We start from the raw sequence: 21,347 nt of genomic DNA on the forward strand, positions 1-21,347 counted from the left end.
TCAGATATGCAATGATTAGCCCGCTTTTGTCTCCTTGGCAACACGTTTTCCCATAATACGCCCCAACCCTTGGCCCGCGCCCATAATAAGCTTGAAAAAGACCGGGATGAAAAAGGGTGCGATGATGGTGGCCCCGAGCATACCGCCGATGACGCCGGTACCGATGGCGTGGCGGCTGTTGGCGCCGGCGCCGGTGGAGATGGCCAGCGGCAGACAGCCGAGGATAAAGGCCAGGGAGGTCATGATGATGGGGCGAAAGCGCAGTGTTGCCGCCGACAGGGCTGCCTCGGCCAGGGATTTGCCGGCCTTGACCTCAAGCACGGCGAATTCCACGATCAGAATGGCGTTTTTGGCGGCCAGACCGATAAGCGTCACCAGGGCGATCTGGAAATAGATGTCGTTGCTGAGATCGCGGCCGTAGACGGCGGCAATGGCCCCGAACAGGGCAAAAGGCACGGCCAGGACCACGGCAAAGGGCAGGCTCCAGCGTTCGTACTGGGCAGCCAGGATCAGGATGACCATGACGATGCCCATGGCAAAGACCAGGGTCGAGGAGCCTTGGGCCGCCTTTTCCTGGTAGGCCGAGCCGGTCCAGGCCAGGGTGTATTCCGGCGGCAGCACCTTGGCCGCGGCCTGTTCCATGGCGATCAGGGCTTCGCCCGAGGTATGCCCCGGGGCGGGCTGGCCCATGATTTTGGCGGCTGGGAACACGTTAAAGCGCTCCATGACCTCGGGACCGGTGGATTTCTCGATGGTGGCCAGGGCCGTCAGCGGAATCATCTCGCCTTTGCTGGAGCGCACGTACACATCGCGCAGGTCCTCGGGGCGGTCGCGGTAATCCGCTTCGGACTGGATCTGGACCTTGAAGGTCCGGCCGAATTTATTGAAGTCGTTGACATAGTACGCGCCGAAGGTGGCCTGCATGGCGTCATAGACGTCGCTTATGGCCACGCCCAGGGCCTTGGCCTTGGCGCGATCGAGGTCGATGCGCAGCTGGGGTACGTTGGCCCCGAAGGTGGTGGCCACGCGGCCAAGCACGGGATTCTTGCTGGCCTCGGCCACCAGCTTGTCGGTCATGGCAGCCAGGGCCTTGACGTCGGCTTCCCCGCGGCTTTGCAGGTAGGCGTCAAAGCCGCCGGTGTTGGACATGCCGGAGATGGCCGGCGGATTAAAGGCCAGGGTCAGGCTCTTGGGCAGGGCCATACCCCGGCCGAAGATGCGTTTGACCACGTCAAAGGAGGACAGCCCCGGGGCTTGGCGTTCGCCCCAGGGTTTAAGCGGCATGAAGACCGTGCCGTAGTTGGAGCGGTAGGTGAAGCTCAAGAGGTCAAGACCGGTGATGGCAATGACGTCCTTGCTCGAAGGATCCTTCATGTTCATCGCGTCCATGGCGTCGTCAATGGCCTCGGTGGCGCGAAGGGACGTGCCGTCGGGCAGGATGTTGACGGCAATGACGTAGCCCTGGTCCTCGTCCGGAACGAGTCCGCCCGGAACCTGCTTGAACAGCCAGCCCGTGGCCAGGCACAGCCCGGCGAAGAGCAGGATGGCAACGAAGCTTCGGCGCAGCAAAAAGGCCACGCCCGCGCCGTAGAGCCGGGTCAGGCCGTCAAAGGCCCGGTTAAAGGCCCGAAACAGGCGGTTGGGCTCCTGGTGGCCGGCTTTGAGCAGGCTCGCGCACAAGGCCGGCGTCAGGGTCAGGGCCACGAGGCCCGAGATAACCACGGAAACCGCGATGGTGATGGCGAACTGCTTGTACATCTGGCCGGTCAGTCCCCCCAGGAAAGCGACAGGGACGAACACGGCGCAAAGGACCAGCACGATGGCCACCACCGGTCCGGTCACTTCCTCCATGGCCTTGGCCGTGGCTTCCTTGGGCGGCAGCTTCTGGCTGGTCATGATGCGCTCGACGTTTTCGAGCACCACGATGGCGTCGTCCACGACGATGCCGATGGCCAGGACCATGCCGAACAGGGTCAGGGTGTTGATGGTAAAGCCGAGCGCCTGCATGCCGGCAAAGGTGCCGATGATCGACACCGGCACGGCCAGGCAGGGGATAAGCGTGGCCCGGAAGTTTTGCAGGAAGAGAAAGACCACCAGAAAGACCAGGATCATGGCTTCGACAAGGGTATGGATGACCTCTTTGATGGAGACGCGCACGAAGGTGGTGGTGTCCAGCGGCACCGAATAGGTGACGCCGTCGGGGAAGCGTTTGGACAGTTCGGCCAGCTTGGCCGTCACCAGATCGGCCGTGTCCAAGGCGTTGGCGCCAGGAGCAAGGAAGATGGCAATGTTGACGGTGGGGCTGCCGTTGCGTTTGGAAATCGAGTTATAGTCTTTGGCCCCAAGTTCCACCCGGGCCACGTCTTTTAAGTGCAGAAGCGACCCGTCGGGCAGGGCGCGCAAGATGATGTTGCCGAACTCCTCAGGGGTCATGAGCCGGCCCTGGGTGGTCACCATGTAGTTCAGCGCCACCGGGTGTTCGGGATTCGTCGGCTCGGCCCCGATGCGACCGGCGGCGAACTGGGCGTTTTGTTCTGAGATGGCTGCGGCCACGTCGGCCGGGGTGAGCTTGAGCTGGGCCAGTTTGTCCGGGCGCAGCCAGACGCGCATGGAATAGTCCTTGGCCCCGAAGATGGAGGCGTCGCCGACGCCGGGCAGGCGTTTGAGCTCGTCTAAGACGTTGACCAGGACATAGTTGCTGATAAACACCGAATCGTAGCGCCCGGTGGGCGAATCGAAACCGATGATCTGCAGGATGTTGGACGATTTCTTGGTAACGGTCACGCCCTGGCGGCGGACCTCGGTTGGCAGGGTGGTCTGGGCGGCCTGGACGCGGTTGTTGACGTTGATCGTGTTCTGGTCGGGGTTGGTGCCCACGGCAAAGGTGACGGTAATCGACAACGAGCCGTCGCCGGAACTCGTCGAGCGCATGTAGAGCATGTTGTCGACGCCGTTTATCTGCTGCTCAAGCGGCGCGGCCACGGTTTCGGCGATGACCTCGGGGCTGGCCCCGGGGTAGACGGCCGTGACGTTGACTTCCGGCGGAATGATGTCGGGAAATTGGGCAATGGGCAGGCTTCTGATCGCCGCCAGACCCGCCAGTACGATGACCAGCGAGATGACGATGGAGAAAACCGGGCGGCCCAGGAAGAAGCGTGAAATCATGAACGGGCCTCCTTGCCCTCGACCTTGGCCGCCTCGCCGGTCTTGGTTGCGGCGTCGGAAGCGCCGGCGGCCGGCTCGGCCATGGCGGCCGGGGCCGGGGCGTCGGCGCGAACGGTGACGGTCATGCCGGGACGGACCTTGATGACCCCTTCGGCCACGATGCGCTCGCCCGGCTCCAGACCCTTCTCCACGAGATAGGTATTGCCGACCGTTTCGCCGAGGACCACCGGACGCGGGGCAATCTGGTTCTTGTCGTCCACGGTCCAGACCATGGCGCCCTGCTGGGTGTTGAGGACCGCCCCCTGGGGAATGGACAGCACGTCCTTGTAACGCGCCCCTTCCAGGCGCACCCGTACGAACTGCCCGGGCAGCACCAGACTGTCAGGGTTGGTGAACTCGGCCCGCACCTTGACCACGCCCGTGGTGGAATCCACCTGGGTGTCGGTGAAGTTGATGCGGCCGGTATCCGGATAATCCACGCCGTCAGGCATGGTCAGACGCACGCCAAAGTCTTTGCCGCCGGTGATGACCACCTTGCCCTCGGCCCGAAGCTTGCGGATCTTCATCATCTCCGGACCGGACATGGAGAAGTTGACGTAGATCGGATCGACCCGGGAAATGGTGGTTAAAAGGCTGGCGTCGGTGTTGGTGGTGACAAGGCTGCCCTCGGAACGGGTTTCCTTGCTGGTCATGCCGGAGATGGGGGCCGTAACCTTGGTCCATTCGAGGTTAAGCGACGCTTCCCGGACCTTGCCCCGGGCCGTTTCCACGGCGGCAGTCGTGGATTCCAGGGTGGTTTTGGCGTCGTCAAAGTCCTTTTTGGCCACCACGTCGCCCTTGTACAGGGTCTGCATCCGCTCGGCGTCGCGCTTGGCCTGGGACAGTGTGGCCTCGGCCTGACCAAGGGCGCCCTTGGCCTGCTCCAGGGCGGCCTGATAGGGCGCGGGGTCGATCTCGAACATGAGATCGCCTTGGCGTACCCGGGAACCTTCTTCATAGTTGCGATGGAGCAGAATGCCGCCAACCCGGGCGCGCACCTCGACCTCGCGCGAACCGGCGGTCTGGCCCATGTAGGCCATCTCCAGGGGGATATCGGTCCGGGTCACGGTGTGGGCCACGATTTCGGGCGGCGGCGGCGCAGCGGCCCCGGCTTCCTGGCCGGAACTGTCCGTAGCGCAGCCGGAAAGGGCGGCGAGCAGGCAAAAGGGGAGGCAGAGGGCCGCAGAGCGGCGAAGAGCTTGAGCGAAAACGGATACGGACATGGCAACCTCCAAAACAGGTGGCCGCTTCGTCTGGCGAAGCGGGAATACGGCGGTGTCGCGGCGCGTGTTCATTGCGCCGCCGAAACGGGGCTGTCGCCTCGGGCCAGAAGCGGCATCCAGGCGGCGGCGAAGCGGTCGGCGGCCTTGGCAGTGAAATGATAGCCGTCATTGCGGTCGAACCAGGGGACGAGCAGGTCGGTGTTGGGGCCGGAGAAAATTCTTCGGGCCGGGTTGGCGACCTCGGTCTGGGCCGCCGTCAGGGTCGGGCAGGACCGATAGCAGGCCGGGTCACTGTGTTCGGAACAGACTGGATCGAGATAGAGCGATGCCCTGGCGACGATGATGTCGTTCTCTTCGCCGACACGCTGGCGTATCTGGCTGACCACGGCCTCAAGCATGGCGCGATAGTCGGGCGCGTCAAGGCCCAGGGCGCAGTCGGCCTCGCCTTGGTGGAACAAAATGTGGGTCGGAGGCAGACCCTGGGCGATAAGGTCGTCCAGGGTGTTTAGGAGCAGGGGATTGAGCGTTCCGCCCGGTCCCCAGTTGAGAATGGAAGAGCCGCCCCGGGCGATGTCGGCAAAAATGACGGTGTCATAGAGACCGCTGCTAACCACCCGGTCGCCCAGGCGCGGCCAGGAACTGCCCTTGGCGCCGGTCGCGCCGGGCAGGGCGTCGTGGGCCTTCTGACAGGACCCGCCGAAAAAGGCATAGACCGGCTGTCTGGAATCATAGCCCGGGTCCACGGTGTTGGAGGCGTTGGACTGGCCAAAGACCAAGGCCACCATGGTCCGTCCGCCGGCCAACGCGGCGCAGTCCCCGGCCGGCTCCCCGGCCGGGCCGGGAAATACGGCCAATTCGCCGGTTTCGGGCAACACCGGTGCGCGCCCGGCATAGCGGGCCTGGATGGCGTCGGGCGAAAGGACTTGCGAGGCGGCGACTCCTGGTGCAGACGGCTGCAGCAGCAGCAGCGCCAGGGCAGCCAGACCGGCAACACCCAGTGTCAGACGAGAACCCCGATGGGCGTACAGTGTTAACACTTGTTCACTTGTAGGGCCAAGAAAATTATGCGGCAACGGCATGGGCAAACAACTCCCAATTGGCGGCGGTCTGGCGGGGCATATCCAAATCTTCCGGCGTTCTGGCCTGGATCAGTGCCGGCATGGCAATAAGGCCGATGAAGTTCACAAAGATCTCTTCAGGGCGTATGTCGAGGCGAATCTCACCATTTTGCTGGGCTGCACCAATCAGTTCGATAATGAGTTCACGTAGAAGCTTATGGTGCTTCAATTTTAGCTCGCGAAGCTGCGTTTCTTCGAACCAGAGGACATCGGACAAAAAGACGACTGGTAGGGCACAATATCGATTGACCATGCCCATCGATGAAAAATACAGACGCCGTATGGCATCTAACGGACTTATAGCGTCAGCCTTGGCCTTACGGACATTGGCCATGAAGAACTCCTGATGTTCTTCCATGATGGCCTTGAGGATCTCGGCTTTATTTTTATAGTGCCGGTACAGGGCGGCGGCCGAGATGCCAACGGCATCGGCCACCCGGCGCACCGTGACGGCGCCGATCCCCTGGTTCACGACAATGTCCAGGGCGGCTTCAGCGATTTGTTCGCGACGCAGGGGGGAATCAAGGCGTTCAGTCATGGGGAGGAAGTTAACACCGGTTTACAAACTGTCAAGAAGGATGCCCTGGCTGGCGGCCGGAAATAAAACGGCTGGCCCAGACTGTCAAGAGGCCCAGTCGTCAGACCACTGTGGCCCGAATAACTTCTTCGATCGTCGTGATTCCGCTGAGAATTTTTTCCAGTCCATCCTCGCGCAGGGTGGTCATGCCGGACGCGATGGCCTTGGCCCGGATGCGGCCGGCTTCGGAACTGTGCAGAATAAGATCGGCCATGGATTCGTCGATGACCAGCAATTCGTGGATGGAGGTCCGACCGCGAAAGCCGGTGTGCATGCACTGGGGGCAGCCTTTGGCCCGCCAGATGGTGCAACCGGCCAGTCTGACGGCCGCGGGGCCGAAGGGGAGCAGGTCTTCTTCGCTGGGCACAAAGGCCTCCCGGCACCGGGTGCACAGGACCCGCACTAAACGCTGGGCAATAAGCGCCCGGACCACCGAGCAGACCATATAGGGTTCGATGCCCATATCGACCATGCGGGTGACGGCCGAGGCCGCGTCATTGGTGTGCAGGGTGGAAAAGACGAGGTGGCCGGTGAGGGCGGCTTGGCAGGCGATCTGGGCGGTTTCGGCGTCGCGGATTTCGCCGACCAGGATGACGTCCGGGTCCTGGCGCAGAATCGAGCGCAACCCGCTGGCAAAGGTCAGGTCGATCTTGGCGTTGACCTGCATCTGCCCCACGCCTTCGATCTGGTATTCCACCGGGTCTTCGATGGTGAGGATGTTTTTGTCGGATGAATTGATATGGTTGATGATGCCATAGAGGGTGGTGGATTTGCCCGAGCCGGTCGGGCCGGTCACCAGGATGATGCCGTGGGGCAGGGTGACCAGGGTTTTGAGGCGCGTAAAGTGGGGTGGCGACAAGCCGAGTTCCTCAAGGCTCAGGATCCGGCTGTTTTTTTCAAGCAGGCGCAGCACGAGCCGTTCGCCGAACTTGGTGGGAAAGACCGAGACGCGGATATCCACGTTGCGGTTGCCGAGCCGAATGTCGAAGCTGCCGTCCTGGGGCAGGCGACGTTCGGCGATGTCGAGTTTGGCGCGGATTTTCACATGGGAAACCACTGGCGGATGCCAGCGTTTGTCCAGGGTCTTGATGTCGTAAAGCACGCCGTCGAGGCGGAAGCGGATTTTGAGGGAATTCTGGTACGGTTCGATATGGATGTCGCTGCACAGATCGCGCACGGCCTGGGTAAGGAGCTGGTTGACGAGCCGGATGACCGGGGCGTTTGAGGTCTCGTCCAGGAGATCCTCGGTGGACATGTTTTCCGGCGGCGGCCCCATGAAATCATCCAGGCTGACATCGCCCAGGCGCGTTTCCCCGTCGGCCTCGGCCTGGCCGAAGGCATGGTTAATGGCGGCCAGGATGGTCTCCGGCAGGGCCAGGGCCGGTTCGAGGTCGGACACGCCCAGCATCCGGCGCACATCGTCGGCCAATTCCGGGGAAAAGGGATCGGCCAGGGCCAGGACCAACCGGCCGTTGTCCGTAAACGGCACGGCCAGATTGCGCTTGAGGTAGGCAAAGGGCAGGGCGCGCATCCGCTCGGCATCGGCGTCGGTGGCGGGAATGGTTTCGAGATAGGGCAGGCCCAGGACCTTGGCCAGGGCGGAGGCGGCCATGGCCGGGTCGGCCTTGTGGACTTCGGCCAGCCGACGAAAGGGATTGTGCCCGCTGCGGGCCGCTTCGGCAAAGACGTCTTCCAGGGCGGCAACTGTCAGGCCCAGAGTCTCGGCCACGGGTTCAAGAAGGGCCGGACGCGGCAGAGAGGAGGCAGGGTCGACGCCTGGGTTGCGGTCACGGCCGGGTCGGACAGGCAGACGGCACAGGGAGGCCAAACGGTCCCCTATGGTTTTGGGGACAAGGCCTTCGGGCAGGGGCAGGGCCACGGAGCTAGCTGCCGGCTCCGGCGGCGAAAAAGACCGGGGCCTTACGGATCGGTTTGGACAGCTCTTCCTCGTTGAATTCGATTTGCCGTTCCAGCTCCATTTTTTTGGTGTGCAGGAGCTGGTCGCTCTCAACGCCCGGCGTGGTGATGCGCGGGGTGATGAAGACATAGAGATTGGTCCGATCGTCCTTGACGGTCTTGTTTTTAAAAAGCCATCCCAGCACCGGGACGTCGCCCAGGCCTGGGACCTTGCTGTTGCCTTCACTCCGGCTCTTACCGATCAGACCCGAGAGCACAATGGTCTCGGCGTTTTTGCACATCACGGTCGTTTCGGTGACGCGCTTGCGGGTGGTGGGCTGCAGGGTCCCCGTCTGCTGGGTCACGGTTTCGTCGATGCGGCTGGTCTCCTGCTTGATTTTAAGCTTGATGGAGTCCCCTTCGTTGATTTGCGGCGTGACCTTGAGCGTCGTGCCGACATCCTTGTAGTCGAAACGCTGGTAAGGACGGTCGGTGGTGGATTGGCCCACGTCCTGGCTGGTCAGATAGGGGCGGTTTTCAGCCACGGTGATGGTGGCTTCCTCGTTGTCGAGGGTCATAAGCTGGGGGGTGGCGATGATGTTGAAGCTGTTGTCGGATTTGGAGGCGCTCACCATGGCCTGAAGATTGGAATAGACGACCTCGCCGATCTTGACCGGGAAGGCCAGCGCCCCAAGCGATCCGCCCGCCGGAGGGACAAAGGCCCCGGAGGAATTATACAGGGATTCATAGCCGGCCGGATTGGAGGAACCGTAAATGAGGCCGCCGTACTTGCTGTCGCCAAGACCGGACTGTTTGTTGGCCACATTGAGGTTGACGCCAAACGACACGGACTTGTCGGTGGAGACTTCCATGATCAGCGCTTCGACATAGACCTGCTTGCGTGGGGCGTCGAGCTTTTTGACCACCTGATCGACGAAGGCGAAATCTTCCGGGGCAGCGGTCACGAGGAGGCTGTTGGTGGACTTGTCGGCCACGAAATTAAACCCGCCGGAGATGGCGGGAGCCTGCCCTTTGGTGGCGTCGCCCGAGGTGGAACTGCCCTTGGTAAAAAGCTCGTTTAAGACCTTGCTCAGGTTTTCGGCGTCGGCGTGCTGGAGCTTGTAGACGTGCAGATTGCCCTGTTCGATGGGATTGACCACGTCCAGGCGGGCCAGGAGGGATTTGATCTGGGTCACGTACTGCGGCTCGGCCAGGACGATGATGGCGTTGGTGCGTTCTTCGGGGACCACGCTGATCTTGGTGCCGGCAGCTTCCTTGGAGGCGGCCTGGGTCATCAGCTTTTCGATCTTTTGGGACAGCTTGGCTGCCGAGGCGTGCTTGAGGGGAAAGAGATAGAGCGAGGACTTGGCCGAAGCCAAGTCGAGCTGGTCCACAATGCCGATGATACGCTGAATGTTGGGACGGTAATCGGTGATGATCAGGGCATTGGTGTCGGCAAAATCGGCCAACATGCCATCCGGGGAGACCAGCGGGGCAAGGACTTTGCGCAGCTCCGGGGAACGGATATTTTTGAGCGGCACGATCTGCGTCACCATGCTGTCGTTGGGCGAGGCCACGGTTTCACGGCCCTCGATAAGGGGCATACTGCGCGCGCGACTGGTCTTGGCCGGCACGATTTTGACAAAGTTTTCGGTGGGAAGCGCCGTGTACCCGTTGACCTCAAGCACCGACTCGAAAACTTTGTAGACCTCGGGTACGGACAAGGGCTTGGGGGAAATGACTGTAATATTGCCTTTGACCGCGTCGTCGATGACGAAATTCTTGCCGGTGACCTGGCTTATGTATTTGATAAAGGCGCGGAGATCCACGCCGTCGAAATTAATGCTGATGGTCTTGGCCGAAGTGTCTTCCTGGGCTGTTGCAGGCGTTTCCGGGGCCGGAGACTGGGCTGACGCCGGCAGAGCCTGTCCCAGGAGGCCAAGCCAGACGAAACAACCGGCCAGAAGCAGGGACAGTGTACATCCGGCAGATGCCGGGAACCGGAAACAACGGGGACGCATCATGGCGGCACCTTGAAAATGGCAAGTATTAATGGACAAGCTTTGCGGGGCCGGACAATCGGTCCGTTGCATCCACCGGTCAAATGGCCGGCACGCTTTTCATCACTGGACGCTTCGTAGCACGACGGCGGCGAAGCGTCCAGATAGCCAGACTGGTGCGTTGAGGAAGACTTCGTTAGAAAGTGTACAGGAAGCCGACCGAGGTCATCCAGGCGTCGTTGGCCTGATTGGTCATGCGGTGGCCCCAGATACTGGTTTTAAGCCCTTGGGGCGAGGCAAAACCGGTCTGGAGCGTCAGGGACAGAGCTTCGGTGACGGCATAGCGGTGATCGAAGTTGACGCCAAGGACCCATTCGCCCTGGGCCAGGTTGCGGCCCATGGCGACGTACTCGCCTGGGCCGCCGGTTGCGGCCACGGCTTTTCGCAGGCCGGCCGGGCTGTTGCGGCCGGCAATGGCGGCCAGGGTCAGCCGGCTTTTGAGAGCTTCAAAAAAAGAGATATCCCGGATGGCGATCGTAGCGCCCCAGGTGCCTGTCGGGTCGATCCCTATGGAATTATTTCCGAATTCCTGGTCGCAATCAAACAGGAACGAGGTGCCGGGTCCCCATTTGGGGGTGATGACCGGCAGGCGCTCGCTGCCGTTGGACAGGCTTGCATCCTCGCCGCTGGCAAACCAGCCGAAAAGGCCCGGGGTGGCCCAGTCAAGACCGGTATAGGTCAGGCCGGCGTCAAAGAAGTAGCCTTCGCGCCGGTTGCGGGAGCGGTCGGAACCGGCGGCGTTGCCGTAGATGCCGTCGAAATACAGGTTCACCGGGTCCAGGGCCGTGACGGACAGGGCCAGGCCGGTCCACCACATGGGATTCTGGTTGTCGTTATACCCGGTGGGATCAAGATAGCTGCCGGCCGCGCGCAGACCGCCGGCGAAATACCCTTCAGGATCGGCGTCCTTGCCGTATACGCCGACCAAGGCCCAGGGGGCGACGTCAAACCCTTCGACCGTGATGGGCAGGGCCAGACGGTAGACGTCGAAGGCATCACCGACCTGGGTGGTGGTCGGTTGGCAGGTGCGGTTGGCGTCAAGGAGCCGACCATAAGCGGCCTCGATGGCCAGGGTATCCTCGATGATCGGGAGCTTCACGAACAAGGCGGCGCTGGATTGGTCGCCGTCATCGGCGGCCAGGACGATGCTGTCGTAAAAGACCCCGGTATGCGGCACGGAAAAGGGTTGGTAGCCGGCAGTCACTTCAATGTTGGCGCCGGGCCATTTGAATTGAAGATAGGCCAGGTAGGGTTCGATGGCCGCTTGCGGGTTGGCCGCAGTGAGATAGCCGGAACCCCAGGTCTCGTCATCAATACGCATCCCGAAGCGAAACTTGAGGTTTTCATTGGCCACGAAATCGGTGCGCAGCCGCAGTCGTTGCCAGATCGTGGTCCGGTCTTCAGTCTGGGTTCCGGTTTCATCCCAGCCGGTAAAATTGCGGTTGGCGAAAAAGACGCCGTACACCCGGGCGTCTCCGGCCATTTTCACTTCTGTGGCCGCGTGCCCCGGGGTTGCTGCCAGGACATAGACGGCCAGGACCAGCAGCAACACAATCGTTCTTCGCATCTGCGACACTCCTTCCTCATCTTCCGCGTAGTTCATAGGGACTCAGTTCAAGAGTGCTTGCCCGTTTTTGTCTCCTCTTGATTTTGGGACGAAATTCAATGGCTGTGGACGGGGCGTTCGATCCAGGCAGCATTCTCACGGCATCCTGATGCCGTCCCGGCAGGAGCCGAACAACCGCCGCACATCCCCGGCCACGGCAGTGAACGCCGCTACCACTTCCGGATCGAACTGGCTGCCCGAGCAGCGTACGATTTCCCGGAGGGCCTCGTCAAAACCCATGGCTGGACGGTAAGGCCTGGTTTGCAGCATGGCGGACAGGCTGTCGGCCACACAGATAATGCGCGCCCCAAGCGGAATGGCTTGGCCGCAAAGCCCTTGGGGATAGCCGCCGCCGTCGAAGCGCTCGTGGTGGGCCTTTACCATTGCAACGATGCCGGTCTGGGCAAAGCAGGTCAGCGGCAGGAGGATCTCCGCGCCGATGACCGGATGGGCCTTCATTTTCTCCCATTCATTCGGGTTCAGGCGGCCGGGTTTGCCAAGCACGGCGTCGGGTACGCCGATTTTGCCGATGTCATGCAGGTGGCCGGCCACATGGATGCAGGCGGTCGCCTCCCGGGGCAGGCCCATGACCGTGGCCAGGTAGTTGGCCACCTCGGCCACCTCCTCGGAATGGGCCAGGGTATGCGGGTCCTTGGCGTCAATGGCTTTTCCGAGAGAGGCGGCCAATTCGTGGACCAGGGCCATCAGCGCGTCCTGGTCCGGACCGGCAGGTGCGGTCAGGACCTCAAAGACCCCGGGTACGGCAAGAAGCAGGCTTGGCGGCATGGTCATATGGGCAACAACTGGTTGGGCATCAAGCCAAAAAACGGCGACGGTGCAGGTACAGATGCCAGGCGGCAAACCCGGCCAGAGCGAGACCGAAGGCCAGATGGGCGGTCTTGGCGTCGGCCAGTCCGGTGGCCACGGTGGCGGCCATGCAGCCGGCCAGGCCGATTTTCTGGGTACGGCGTTTGAGCTGCGCGTTGGTCATCGTCTTTTGGGCCGGTTGGCCGGCAGCCAGGGTCTGGGCATGGGTGGCGGCCAGGGCTTCGGCCATGGCCGCCAGATCGTCGGTGGCCACGGACTCGTCGTGGGTCACCAGGACACTGCCGGTCCGGGGATTGGCTTCGATGGCGGTGATGCCGGACATCTGGGCCAACTGGCTGGTCACAATCGCAAGCAGGTCAGGGTCGGACAGGGCCGGGTGCCGGAACCGGATACGGCCTTCAAGGCAGCTGGCTATCATGGGCGACGCCTCCGCAGGGCAGTTGTTTGGGGAGATAGGGACGCAGGCTGGCCAGGGCAATGCCCATGGTGGCCAGGTTATGGGCCAGGGCCGAGACGCCCGGGGTGATGCGGCCCAGAAGGCCCAAGCCCAGGATGACGGAATTGATCAGGCAGATGGCGCGAAAATTGGAGCGCAGCCGGCCCATAAGGCCGCTTGCGATGTCGCGCAGGGCGACCACGCTTGTAAGGCTCCCTTCGGCCAGCAGGATATCGGCGGCGGCCTGGGCAATGTCCGCGCCATGGCGCGGGGCAATGCCGACGTTGGCTGCGGACAGGGCCGGCGAGTCGTTGATGCCGTCGCCGACCATGGCCACGACATGCCCGGCCTCGCGCAGTTCGCGCACAATACGGGTCTTGTCTTGGGGCAGAACCTGGGCATGGTAGTCGGTGATGCCGAGTTCCCGGGCGGCGAGGGCGGCCGGAGCGGCGGCGTCGCCGGTAAGCATGACCAGCCGCGTCACGCCCCGGGCGGTCAGTTCGCGAAGGACCTGCGGTGCCTGGGGAACGAGCGGATCCTCGATGGCCAGTACGCCGGCCACCGTGTCGCCAATGGCCAGATACAGGGTGGACAGGCCGGCCAGGCCACGGGCTTCGATGGTGGTGTCGGCCTCGGTGATGTCGATGCCTTCGTCCTCGCCGATGAAGTGTCGGCTGCCCAGGCGCACCCGGTCGGTCCCGACCATGGACGACAGGCCGTGGGCCAGGATGTAGTCCACGTCGGCATGGAACTCCTGGTGCTCGACTCCTTCCTGTTCGGCCTGACGGACCACGGCCCGGGCTACGGGATGGGGGAAGTGCTCTTCCAGGCAGGCGGCCAATTTGAGGACGTCGTACCGGGTGGAGCCGTTTAAGGGTTCAACGGCCGCCACCTTGGGCCGGGCCTGGGTGAGCGTGCCGGTCTTGTCGAAAACGAAGGCGTCGGCCGAGGACACGCCTTCCAGGAACTTGCCGCCTTTGACCAGGATGCCGCCGGAGGCAGCCTCCCGCATGGCGGCCAGAACAGCCAACGGAGCCGAGAGCTTGATGGCGCAGGAGAAGTCGACAAGCAGCACGGCCGAGGCCAGGCGCGGGTTTCGGGTGAGGGCAAAGACCGCCAGCGCGCCAAGCAGGGTCCAGGGCACGACGGCATCGGCAAAGCGTTCGGCCAGATCCTGGGCCTTGGCCTTGAAGTTTTCCGACTCCTCAATGACCCCCACCATCTTCTGGATGCGCGTCTCGCCGCCGGATTTCTCCACCCGGACAACGATCCCGCCTTCCTCGACCACCGTGCCGGCAAAGACCGTGTGCCCCGCCCGTTTGTGGGCGGGCAACGGTTCGCCGGTCATGGAGGCCTGGTTGACCAGCCCCTCGCCCTCGGCCACCACGCCGTCGACCGGTATGGCGTTGCCTCTGGTGACGATGGCCAGATCGCCGGGCACGACCTCGGAGGCCGGGATGTGCACCGGACCGGCCTCACGCCGCACCCAGACGGCGTCAAAGGTGGCGGCCAGCGTCTCGGCCAGACTGTCGCGGGAGCGTTTGCGGGTGGAGCTTTCCAGCACTTCGCCAAGCCCGAGCAGCAGCGCGATGCCGGTAGCGGCCCGGTAGTCCCGACGGGCGACAGACACGCCGATGGCCAGGGCGTCGAGAACCTCGACATTGAGTTTGCCGCGCAGCAGAGCGGCCGCCCCTCGCTTGATAAACGGCAGCACCCGCTTGAGCAGGAAGAGTGGGCGAAAAGCCGGCGGCAGGATCGCGCGCGCCAGGAACATGCCGGCTTCACGGGCCATGGACTGCATCGGGGTGGTGACCGGGGCTTCGGCCGGGGCCGCAAGCTTGTTTCCGGCCGCCTGGGCATGGCGGTTGACCGTACCCGGCGCGGTTCTGGTTGTTTTCTTGATGGTTCTGGCGGCCTGGGCCGCCAGGGTGGGGGTGCGGGATCGGGGACCGGCCAAGGGGGCCTTGGCCGAACAGCCGTTTTGGGCCATGGCCTGGAGGGCGAGGCGCACCCGCGCTCCGTCGTACAGGACCAAAAGGCCGCAGGTAGGGGCCGAGGCGATCACCTCGGCCACGCCGGAAAGGGCCGAGGCGGCAGCGGCCATGGCCGGAGCCTTGGCCGAAAAGGTTTCGGGCGAGGCGAAGCGCAGGCGCATCCGCCCCGGAATATCGTGAACAATGGCGCAGTGCGTCATGTGTAATAACTCCAGCCGAAGCCAGGGTTAAGCCGACTCGCCTTCAGTGACGGGTTTGCTCTCGCGGGCATCCTTGGCATGTTTGGCTTCAGCCATCAGGTCTTCGATATTTTCCTTGGCCCGTTCCAAAACCGATGCCGTTTTTTCCTTGAGGTCCATGCCATGGGACAACAGATCGGTCATGGCCGGTCGGACCGAAAATTTGCCCTTGCCCAGGGCCACCGCGCCCAAGGCTCCAAGGGCCACCCCGGCAACCAGAAACAGTCCGTTTTTGAGAGAATCATTCATTGGCTCAGCTCCTTTTCTAACGAGTGACGGTGCGGGCAGTTTCTCAGACCGCGTGCTCAGTGAGGCATTTGGGTGACGGCCCAAATACAGGGGGGATCATTATTGAATTTGAAAATCGTTGTCAACATCAATAAAGCAGTCTCTCCTCCTCAGGGTCCGGGAGAAAGACAAAAAAAAGACGCCGGCGGATACAATCCGCCGGCGCCGTTGCGTGGAGTCGTTTGGCCTAGTAGGCTTCTTCGTACTCGAGGTCTTCCTTGGTCACCGGGTGACGGAAGGTGCGAAGTGTCCAGATCTGGTAGGCGATGACCACAGGCACGAACACCAGGGCCACGCCCAGCATGATGGCCAGGGTCATGGGCGAGGACGAGGAGTTCTCGATGGTCAGCGAGAAGGCCGGGTTGAGGCTTGAGGGCAGCAGAGCCGGGAAGATGCCGACCACGCCAAACAGGGCCGTGGTCCCGATCAGCAGGGCCGAAGCGCCCCAGGAAGCCAGGATGCGTCCGGCCCGGCGGTAATGGCAGGTCAGCAGCAGGCCGGCCACGGCCGCCAGCAGGATGACGAACAGGATGGGGTTGACCAGGTAATTGGTGAAGAGCTTGGTCATGGCAAAGCTCATGACCAGGAACAGCACGATGACGCCGGCCAGGATGGGCCAGAGCTTGCCGGCCAGGGCCACGGCCCGGGCGTGGACGTCGCCAACGGACTTGTAGGCCAGCCACAGCGCGCCGTGGTGGGCGAAAAGCAGCACGAACAGGACGCCGCCGGCCAGACCGTAGGGGTTAAGCAGCGTGAGCAGGTTGCCGTGCAGGATGCCTTCCTGATCGATGGGGATGCCCTTGAAGATGTTGGCAAAGGCCACGCCCAGGAGCAGGGCCGGCAGGAAGCTGCCCAGGAAGTTGCAGGTGTCCCACAGTTTGCGCCAGCCAGGGCTGTCCACCTTGGAGCGGAACTCAAAGGACACGCCGCGCAGGATCAGGGCGAAAAGCAGCAGCATAAGCGGCGTGTACAGCGATGAGAACATGACGGCATAGGTTTTGGGGAAGGCGGCAAAGGTCACGCCGCCGGCGGTAATGAGCCACACCTCGTTGCCGTCCCAAAACGGCCCCATGGCGTTGTACATGATGCGTTTTTCTTCATCGGTTTTGGCGAAAAAGGGCATGATGCTGCCGATGCCGAGATCAAATCCGTCCAGGATGAAATAGACGGCCCAAAGTACGCCCCACAGGATAAACCAGATGGTTCCGAGATCCATGGCCATTCTCCTTCGATTAGCAACCGGCCGGGCCGGGTTGAGTCATGCGCGTTGCCAGAACATCAAGGCTGCCCGGGGCTAGTGCGGCTGGGAGCGGGCGTATTTGGCCAAAAGGAAGATGTCCAGGGCGGCGAGCAGGATATAGACCACGAAGAAGGCCGCCAGACTAATGGCCACCTGGGAGGTGGCAATGGGCGAGACGGCGTCCTTGGTGCGCATGATGCCGTAAACGATCCAGGGCTGGCGACCCACTTCGGCCACGGCCCAGCCGGCCTGCAGGCAGAGGTAGGGCAGGGGGATGCCCCAGATCAGGAGCTTCAACAGCCGGGGGGAGCTTTCGACCGGCTGATGGCGGGCTATGAAGGCCAGGATGGCCAGAACGATCATGGCCGTGCCCAGGCCGACCATGACGCGGAAGGCGGAAAAGGTCAGGGCGACGGGCGGACGGTCTTCCTTGGGGAAATCTTTGAGTCCCTTGACCGAAGCCGACGGGTCATTGAAGGCCATGAGGCTCAGGATGCTCGGGATACGGCCGATCTCGATGCTGTTCTTTTCATTGTCCGGATCGGGCAGGGCAAAGAGATACATGGGCGCGTTTTTCTGGGTGTCCCAGTGGGATTCCATGGCCGCCAGCTTGGCCGGCTGCACCTCGGCCACGATATTGCCCTGGCGGTGGCCGACGACAGCCACGAGCAGGGAGAAGATCAGGGCAAAGCCGGCGCCGATGCGAAACGACTTGGTGAAAAAGTCGATGTTCTGCTTGCGAAGCAAATGCCAAGCCGAGACGCCTACCACGAAAAATCCGGCCAAAGCCCAGGCCCCGGTCACGGTGTGGAGGAAGGCGTTCCAGCCGTAGCCGTTGGTAATGACATCGATGAAGCTGCCCAGTTCAGCCCGGCCGTTTTGGATCACGTAGCCGACCGGGTGCTGCATGAAGCCGTTGGCCAGAATGATCCACAGGGCCGAAAAATTGGCGGCGATGGCGACCAGCCAGATGGCCAGGAGGTGGACTTTGGGCGAGAGTTTGTTCCAGCCGAAAATCCAGACGCCCAGGAACGTGGATTCCAGGAAAAAGGCGGCGGTTGCTTCAATGGCGAGCAATGAGCCGAAAATATCGCCGACAAAGGCCGAATAGCGCGACCAGTTGGTGCCGAACTGAAATTCCAGGGTGATGCCGGTGACGATGCCCAGGGCGAAGTTGATGAGAAACAGCTTGCCCCAGAATTTGGCCATTCGTTTGTACGTCTCGTCCCCGGTGCGGACGTACTTTGTTTCCATGATCGCAATGAGCACGGAAAGTCCCAGGGTGAGTGGGACAAAGATAAAGTGAATGAATGTCGCAAAGGCGAACTGCAGTCGTGAAAGCATGAGCGTGTCCATGATCTGTCTCCTTTTCCTCCGTGTTGACCGTACACCTGTATCGCATTTTCCCCTTCACCGGGCCTTGCGGCATCCTTGCGGTCCGCCCCACTCTAGCACCGGGTTCAGGAAAATGCACCAACCCCATTACAAAAAACATTAACCATTTCGCGCGGGCAACGGCTCCGGCGAGCGCCCCTGGCAGGTCCGTTTCTCCATGGCCGCCAATTCGGCCAGAGTCGTTGCGCCCAGGGTGCTTCGCAGCTGCCGCCGCGCGTTTTCCCAGACATGATGCACCGAGCAGATAGTCTGCCGGTCGCAACTTTCAGGACGATTAATGCAGTCATTCAGAAAGATTTCGCCGTCAATAGCCTCGATGACGCTCAAGAGCGTGATGTCTTCTGAACGCCTGACCAATTCGTAGCCGCCCTGGGAGCCTTGGCGGATGCTGATGATCCCGGCCCGGGCCAGTTGCTGGGCGACCTTGCCGAGGAACTGGGCCGGCACATCCATGGCTTCGGCAATTTCCTTGCGCCCAATGAGTGTCCGCTCGCTGTGCATGGCCAGATACAGAACACAACGGATGGCATATTCGCCGGCTCTGGTTAAACGCATGTCGCCCCTCAAATTTAGATTAATCGGACACGATTGATCCTATATAGGGACCGGCCGGGCCTGTCAACGGATAACCGTATGCGCCCGCCTCTTTTTCAGGAATCTTTGGGTGCGCCGCCAAGGGCCGGAGCGAAGCGGTTGATGAGGTCGCGGGCGATGCTGGCCCGGGGCGGCAAGACCGGCGGCGGGCGTCTGGCTGAGAACCAGCCGGCGTCTTCCAGCTCGGTGGTGTCCAGCGTCAGTTCGCCGCCGGCATAGGTCGCGGCAAACCCGGCCATGAGCTGGCTGGGGAAGGGCCAGCTCTGACTGGCCAGATAGCGCACCTCCGCCACGCGAAGGCCGGTTTCTTCCAGCACTTCGCGCTCCACGCACTCTTCCAGGGTTTCGCAGAATTCCACATAGCCGGCGACCAGCCCGTACTGGCCGGCCGGCCAGTCGGCCTTGCGCACCAGGAGAAATTCGTCGCCCCGGTTTACGAGAACAATCACCGCCGGATGGATGCGCGGATAGTATTCCCGGGTACATGACGGACAGCGCGCCCCGAAACTGCCGGCGATTTCTCCAGGGGACCCGCCGCAGGCCGGGCAGATGCGGCTGCGGTCGCGCCAGTGGAGCACTTGCCGGGCCAGTCCGGCCAGGGTGAGGAGGCGGTCGTCGAGGGTCTGGTTGCGGTAGGAGGCGCGCACGGCGATGAGGCCGGCCGGCAGGGTGGCTTCGGGTTCCAGGCGGGCGGCTCGAAGGGGTCGGCCCTGCCAGAAGCCGACCAGCACCGGGGGCACGGCAAACGGACCGGCCACAGGCAACACGCCGTCAGGAAGACCGTAGCCGTCGCGGCAAAGGACGAGTCCGTTTTCCCGCAGGATGATCCAGCAGCCCGGCGTCTCCGGGGTGTCGCGGTCCGGAGTGGCCGAGGCAAAGTCGTTGCCCAGGGCGGCGAGTGAAAACGGCAGATGGGTGGGGTCGGGCTGGCGCATGGCGGTATCGTCGCTCTCGTTTGCCGGCTGGCCGGCGTTGGCGAAGGGGAGGCATTGCTGCGCCCATGCTACGCCGGCAGGCGGCATTTGGCTATCCCGACGCCACGTTGCCAGCAAAAAACGGGTCGCCTTGACGCGACCTGTCCCGGCTGGCACTCCCTGGCAACAGACCACCGGGGGTGCAGGCCCGGTTATGGAGGACGATCATGGCTCAAAGCCTTGCCGATGCCGAAACCATTTTCCGGGCCGGGCTTTCCCGGGTCGACCCCCTGGCCATGATGCAGCGGGTGCTCTCGCTCACCGGCGACATCCTGCGCGTGACCACGGAAACCGAGTGCCACGCCTATGACCTGTCGCGCTACAACCGTATTTTCGTCCTGGGCATGGGCAAGGCCTCGGCCCGTATGGCCTTGGGGCTGGAACGTCTTCTTGGCGAGCGTATCACGGCCGGCGTGGTGGCGGTCAAGGAAGGCTATCTGGAGACATTATCGCGCATCCGGCTCCTGGAGTCGGCCCATCCCGTGCCGGACGAGCGCGGCGCGCTCGCCGCCCGGGAAGTCCTGGCCATGGCCGAGGCCGCCCGGGAGGGCGATCTGGTCATTGTGCTGGTCTCCGGCGGCGGGTCGGCCATCCTGGCCGCGCCCCTGGCCGTCGCCGGTCGCCGGCTGACCCTGGCTGACAAGCAGGCCACCACCCGGGCGCTGCTCGCCTGCGGGGCCACGATCAATGAAATCAACTGCGTGCGCAAAAAACTCTCGGCGGTCAAAGGCGGCCGGCTGGCGGCGGCCATCGCCCCGGCCGACTGCCTGGGGTTGCTGCTCTCCGACGTGGTGGGCGATGATCTGGACGTGATTGCCAGCGGCCCGACCGTGCCCGATTCCACGGACGCCGCCGATGCCCTGGCCGTGCTTGACCGCTACGGCGTGCGCGACGCCGTGGCCCCCGAGGCCCTGGCCGTTCTTATGGACGTGGCGGCCGGCCGGGCACCGGAAACCCCCAAGGCCGGCGACCCGGTCTTTGACGCCACCCGCACGGTACTTATCGGCACGAATTTCCAGGCCCTTTTGGCCGCCCGGGACAAGGCCGCCGCCCTGGGCTACGCCACGCTGGTGCTGACCTCGCACTTGACCGGCGAAGCCCGGGAAATGGCCAATCTCTTTCTCGGCATGGCCAAGGATATCGCCGAATATGCCGTGCCCCTGCCGCGTCCGGCCTGTGTCATTGCCGGCGGGGAGACTACCGTGACCCTACGCGGTCCGGGCAAGGGCGGGCGCAACCAGGAAATGGCCCTGGCCTTTCTGGCCGGGCTGATCGGCGAGGCCAAAAATGCCGAGGAAGCCGTGTTTCTGGCTGCGTCAACCGATGGGTCCGATGGCCCGACCGATGCCACCGGCGCTTTTGCCAGCCTGGAGATCCTGCGCCGGGGGCGTGCGTTGGGGCTCGACGCCCGGGCCTATCTGGCGGCCAACGACGCCTACCATTATTTTGAAGCGGTCGGACAACTCCTGAAAACCGGTCCCACCAATACCAATGTCTGCGACATCAAAGTACTGCTGGTGCCGTAGCCGGCCTGTGACGCATGAACTGGCCCGGAGGTTGCATTCCCCGATGCGGTTGGGATAGAGTGCTTGAATGCGGTTTCTCCGGTCGGTCTGCCGGCCGGGTGAGAGCGCGCAGGAATGGTCCGCCTGTACCGGACTGGGGCCGCAATCGC

The 21,347-nt window shown here is 63.0% G+C and carries 16 protein-coding genes; 1 reads left to right on the forward strand and 15 read right to left on the reverse strand.

Annotated elements, in window-relative coordinates; genetic code table 11:
• Positions 1-15: 15 nt before the first annotated feature.
• The 15 genes from NY78_RS16145 to nudC all read right to left on the reverse strand — a co-directional run bounded on the left by NY78_RS16145 (position 16) and on the right by nudC (position 19,720).
• Complete coding sequence (locus tag NY78_RS16145; RefSeq protein ID WP_043638096.1) at positions 16-3,165, reverse strand: efflux RND transporter permease subunit; 3,150 nt, start codon at positions 3,163-3,165, stop codon at positions 16-18.
• Positions 3,162-4,427, reverse strand: a complete 1,266-nt coding sequence (locus NY78_RS16150) for an efflux RND transporter periplasmic adaptor subunit (protein WP_043638099.1) — start codon at positions 4,425-4,427, stop codon at positions 3,162-3,164. Before NY78_RS16150 ends, NY78_RS16145 begins: the two co-directional genes overlap by 4 nt.
• A gap of 68 nt (positions 4,428-4,495) precedes the next feature.
• A complete protein-coding gene (locus tag NY78_RS16155) occupies positions 4,496-5,464 on the reverse strand; it encodes a sialate O-acetylesterase (protein WP_231584019.1) in 969 nt (322 codons plus the stop codon).
• A 25-nt stretch (positions 5,465-5,489) separates the two neighbouring features.
• On the reverse strand, positions 5,490-6,083 hold the full coding sequence (locus tag NY78_RS16160; protein ID WP_043638103.1) for a TetR/AcrR family transcriptional regulator: 594 nt from the start codon (positions 6,081-6,083) through the stop codon (positions 5,490-5,492).
• Positions 6,084-6,183: 100 nt separating this feature from the next.
• Positions 6,184-8,001, reverse strand: a complete 1,818-nt coding sequence (gene gspE / locus NY78_RS16165) for a type II secretion system ATPase GspE (protein ID WP_231584020.1) — start codon at positions 7,999-8,001, stop codon at positions 6,184-6,186.
• A gap of 4 nt (positions 8,002-8,005) precedes the next feature.
• Entirely contained in the window at positions 8,006-10,042 is a 2,037-nt protein-coding gene (gene gspD / locus NY78_RS16170; protein WP_231584021.1) for a type II secretion system secretin GspD, read from the reverse strand.
• Between the two features lie 172 nt (positions 10,043-10,214).
• Complete coding sequence (locus NY78_RS16175; RefSeq protein WP_043638105.1) at positions 10,215-11,645, reverse strand: outer membrane homotrimeric porin; 1,431 nt, start codon at positions 11,643-11,645, stop codon at positions 10,215-10,217.
• Between the two features lie 135 nt (positions 11,646-11,780).
• Positions 11,781-12,470, reverse strand: coding sequence for an HD-GYP domain-containing protein (locus NY78_RS16180; protein ID WP_047960244.1), 690 nt, complete (start codon positions 12,468-12,470; stop codon positions 11,781-11,783).
• A 28-nt stretch (positions 12,471-12,498) separates the two neighbouring features.
• Complete coding sequence (locus NY78_RS16185) at positions 12,499-12,930, reverse strand: HMA2 domain-containing protein (protein WP_043638107.1); 432 nt, start codon at positions 12,928-12,930, stop codon at positions 12,499-12,501.
• Positions 12,911-15,142, reverse strand: a complete 2,232-nt coding sequence (locus NY78_RS16190) for a heavy metal translocating P-type ATPase (RefSeq protein WP_043638110.1) — start codon at positions 15,140-15,142, stop codon at positions 12,911-12,913. The genes NY78_RS16185 and NY78_RS16190 overlap by 20 nt, the downstream gene beginning before the upstream one ends.
• Positions 15,143-15,169: 27 nt before the next feature.
• Positions 15,170-15,430, reverse strand: a complete 261-nt coding sequence (locus NY78_RS16195; protein WP_043638111.1) for a hypothetical protein — start codon at positions 15,428-15,430, stop codon at positions 15,170-15,172.
• A 226-nt stretch (positions 15,431-15,656) separates the two neighbouring features.
• A complete protein-coding gene (gene cydB, locus NY78_RS16200; protein WP_043638113.1) occupies positions 15,657-16,685 on the reverse strand; it encodes a cytochrome d ubiquinol oxidase subunit II in 1,029 nt (342 codons plus the stop codon).
• Positions 16,686-16,763: 78 nt separating this feature from the next.
• Complete coding sequence (locus NY78_RS16205) at positions 16,764-18,065, reverse strand: cytochrome ubiquinol oxidase subunit I (protein WP_043638116.1); 1,302 nt, start codon at positions 18,063-18,065, stop codon at positions 16,764-16,766.
• A 138-nt stretch (positions 18,066-18,203) separates the two neighbouring features.
• Positions 18,204-18,659 carry an RrF2 family transcriptional regulator gene (locus NY78_RS16210; RefSeq protein WP_043638117.1) on the reverse strand — a complete coding sequence of 152 codons (456 nt, stop codon included), beginning with the start codon at positions 18,657-18,659 and terminating at the stop codon, positions 18,204-18,206.
• A gap of 95 nt (positions 18,660-18,754) precedes the next feature.
• Complete coding sequence (gene nudC / locus NY78_RS16215; RefSeq protein ID WP_231584022.1) at positions 18,755-19,720, reverse strand: NAD(+) diphosphatase; 966 nt, start codon at positions 19,718-19,720, stop codon at positions 18,755-18,757.
• Between the two features lie 119 nt (positions 19,721-19,839).
• On the opposite strand from nudC, the gene NY78_RS16220 reads away from it, so the two are divergent.
• Positions 19,840-21,198 carry a glycerate kinase type-2 family protein gene (locus NY78_RS16220; protein ID WP_043638120.1) on the forward strand — a complete coding sequence of 453 codons (1,359 nt, stop codon included), beginning with the start codon at positions 19,840-19,842 and terminating at the stop codon, positions 21,196-21,198.
• The last annotated feature ends 149 nt before the right edge of the window (positions 21,199-21,347 follow it).

The organism is Desulfovibrio sp. TomC (assembly GCF_000801335.2).
Classification (GTDB): Bacteria; Desulfobacterota; Desulfovibrionia; order Desulfovibrionales; family Desulfovibrionaceae; genus Solidesulfovibrio.

Excerpts from the sequence above, each read along its gene's own strand:
- NY78_RS16145 (WP_043638096.1), bottom strand. The coding sequence starts at position 3,165 with ATGATTTCACGCTTCTTCCTGGGCCGCCCGGTTTTCTCCATCGTCATC.
- NY78_RS16150 (WP_043638099.1), bottom strand. The coding sequence starts at position 4,427 with ATGTCCGTATCCGTTTTCGCTCAAGCTCTTCGCCGCTCTGCGGCCCTC.
- NY78_RS16160 (WP_043638103.1), bottom strand. The coding sequence starts at position 6,083 with ATGACTGAACGCCTTGATTCCCCCCTGCGTCGCGAACAAATCGCTGAA.
- gspD (WP_231584021.1), bottom strand. The coding sequence starts at position 10,042 with ATGATGCGTCCCCGTTGTTTCCGGTTCCCGGCATCTGCCGGATGTACA.
- NY78_RS16175 (WP_043638105.1), bottom strand. The coding sequence starts at position 11,645 with ATGCGAAGAACGATTGTGTTGCTGCTGGTCCTGGCCGTCTATGTCCTG.
- NY78_RS16180 (WP_047960244.1), bottom strand. The coding sequence starts at position 12,470 with ATGCCGCCAAGCCTGCTTCTTGCCGTACCCGGGGTCTTTGAGGTCCTG.
- NY78_RS16185 (WP_043638107.1), bottom strand. The coding sequence starts at position 12,930 with ATGATAGCCAGCTGCCTTGAAGGCCGTATCCGGTTCCGGCACCCGGCC.
- NY78_RS16190 (WP_043638110.1), bottom strand. The coding sequence starts at position 15,142 with ATGACGCACTGCGCCATTGTTCACGATATTCCGGGGCGGATGCGCCTG.
- NY78_RS16195 (WP_043638111.1), bottom strand. The coding sequence starts at position 15,430 with ATGAATGATTCTCTCAAAAACGGACTGTTTCTGGTTGCCGGGGTGGCC.
- cydB (WP_043638113.1), bottom strand. The coding sequence starts at position 16,685 with ATGGATCTCGGAACCATCTGGTTTATCCTGTGGGGCGTACTTTGGGCC.
- NY78_RS16205 (WP_043638116.1), bottom strand. The coding sequence starts at position 18,065 with ATGGACACGCTCATGCTTTCACGACTGCAGTTCGCCTTTGCGACATTC.
- NY78_RS16210 (WP_043638117.1), bottom strand. The coding sequence starts at position 18,659 with ATGCGTTTAACCAGAGCCGGCGAATATGCCATCCGTTGTGTTCTGTAT.
- nudC (WP_231584022.1), bottom strand. The coding sequence starts at position 19,720 with ATGCCGCCTGCCGGCGTAGCATGGGCGCAGCAATGCCTCCCCTTCGCC.
- NY78_RS16220 (WP_043638120.1), top strand. The coding sequence starts at position 19,840 with ATGGCTCAAAGCCTTGCCGATGCCGAAACCATTTTCCGGGCCGGGCTT.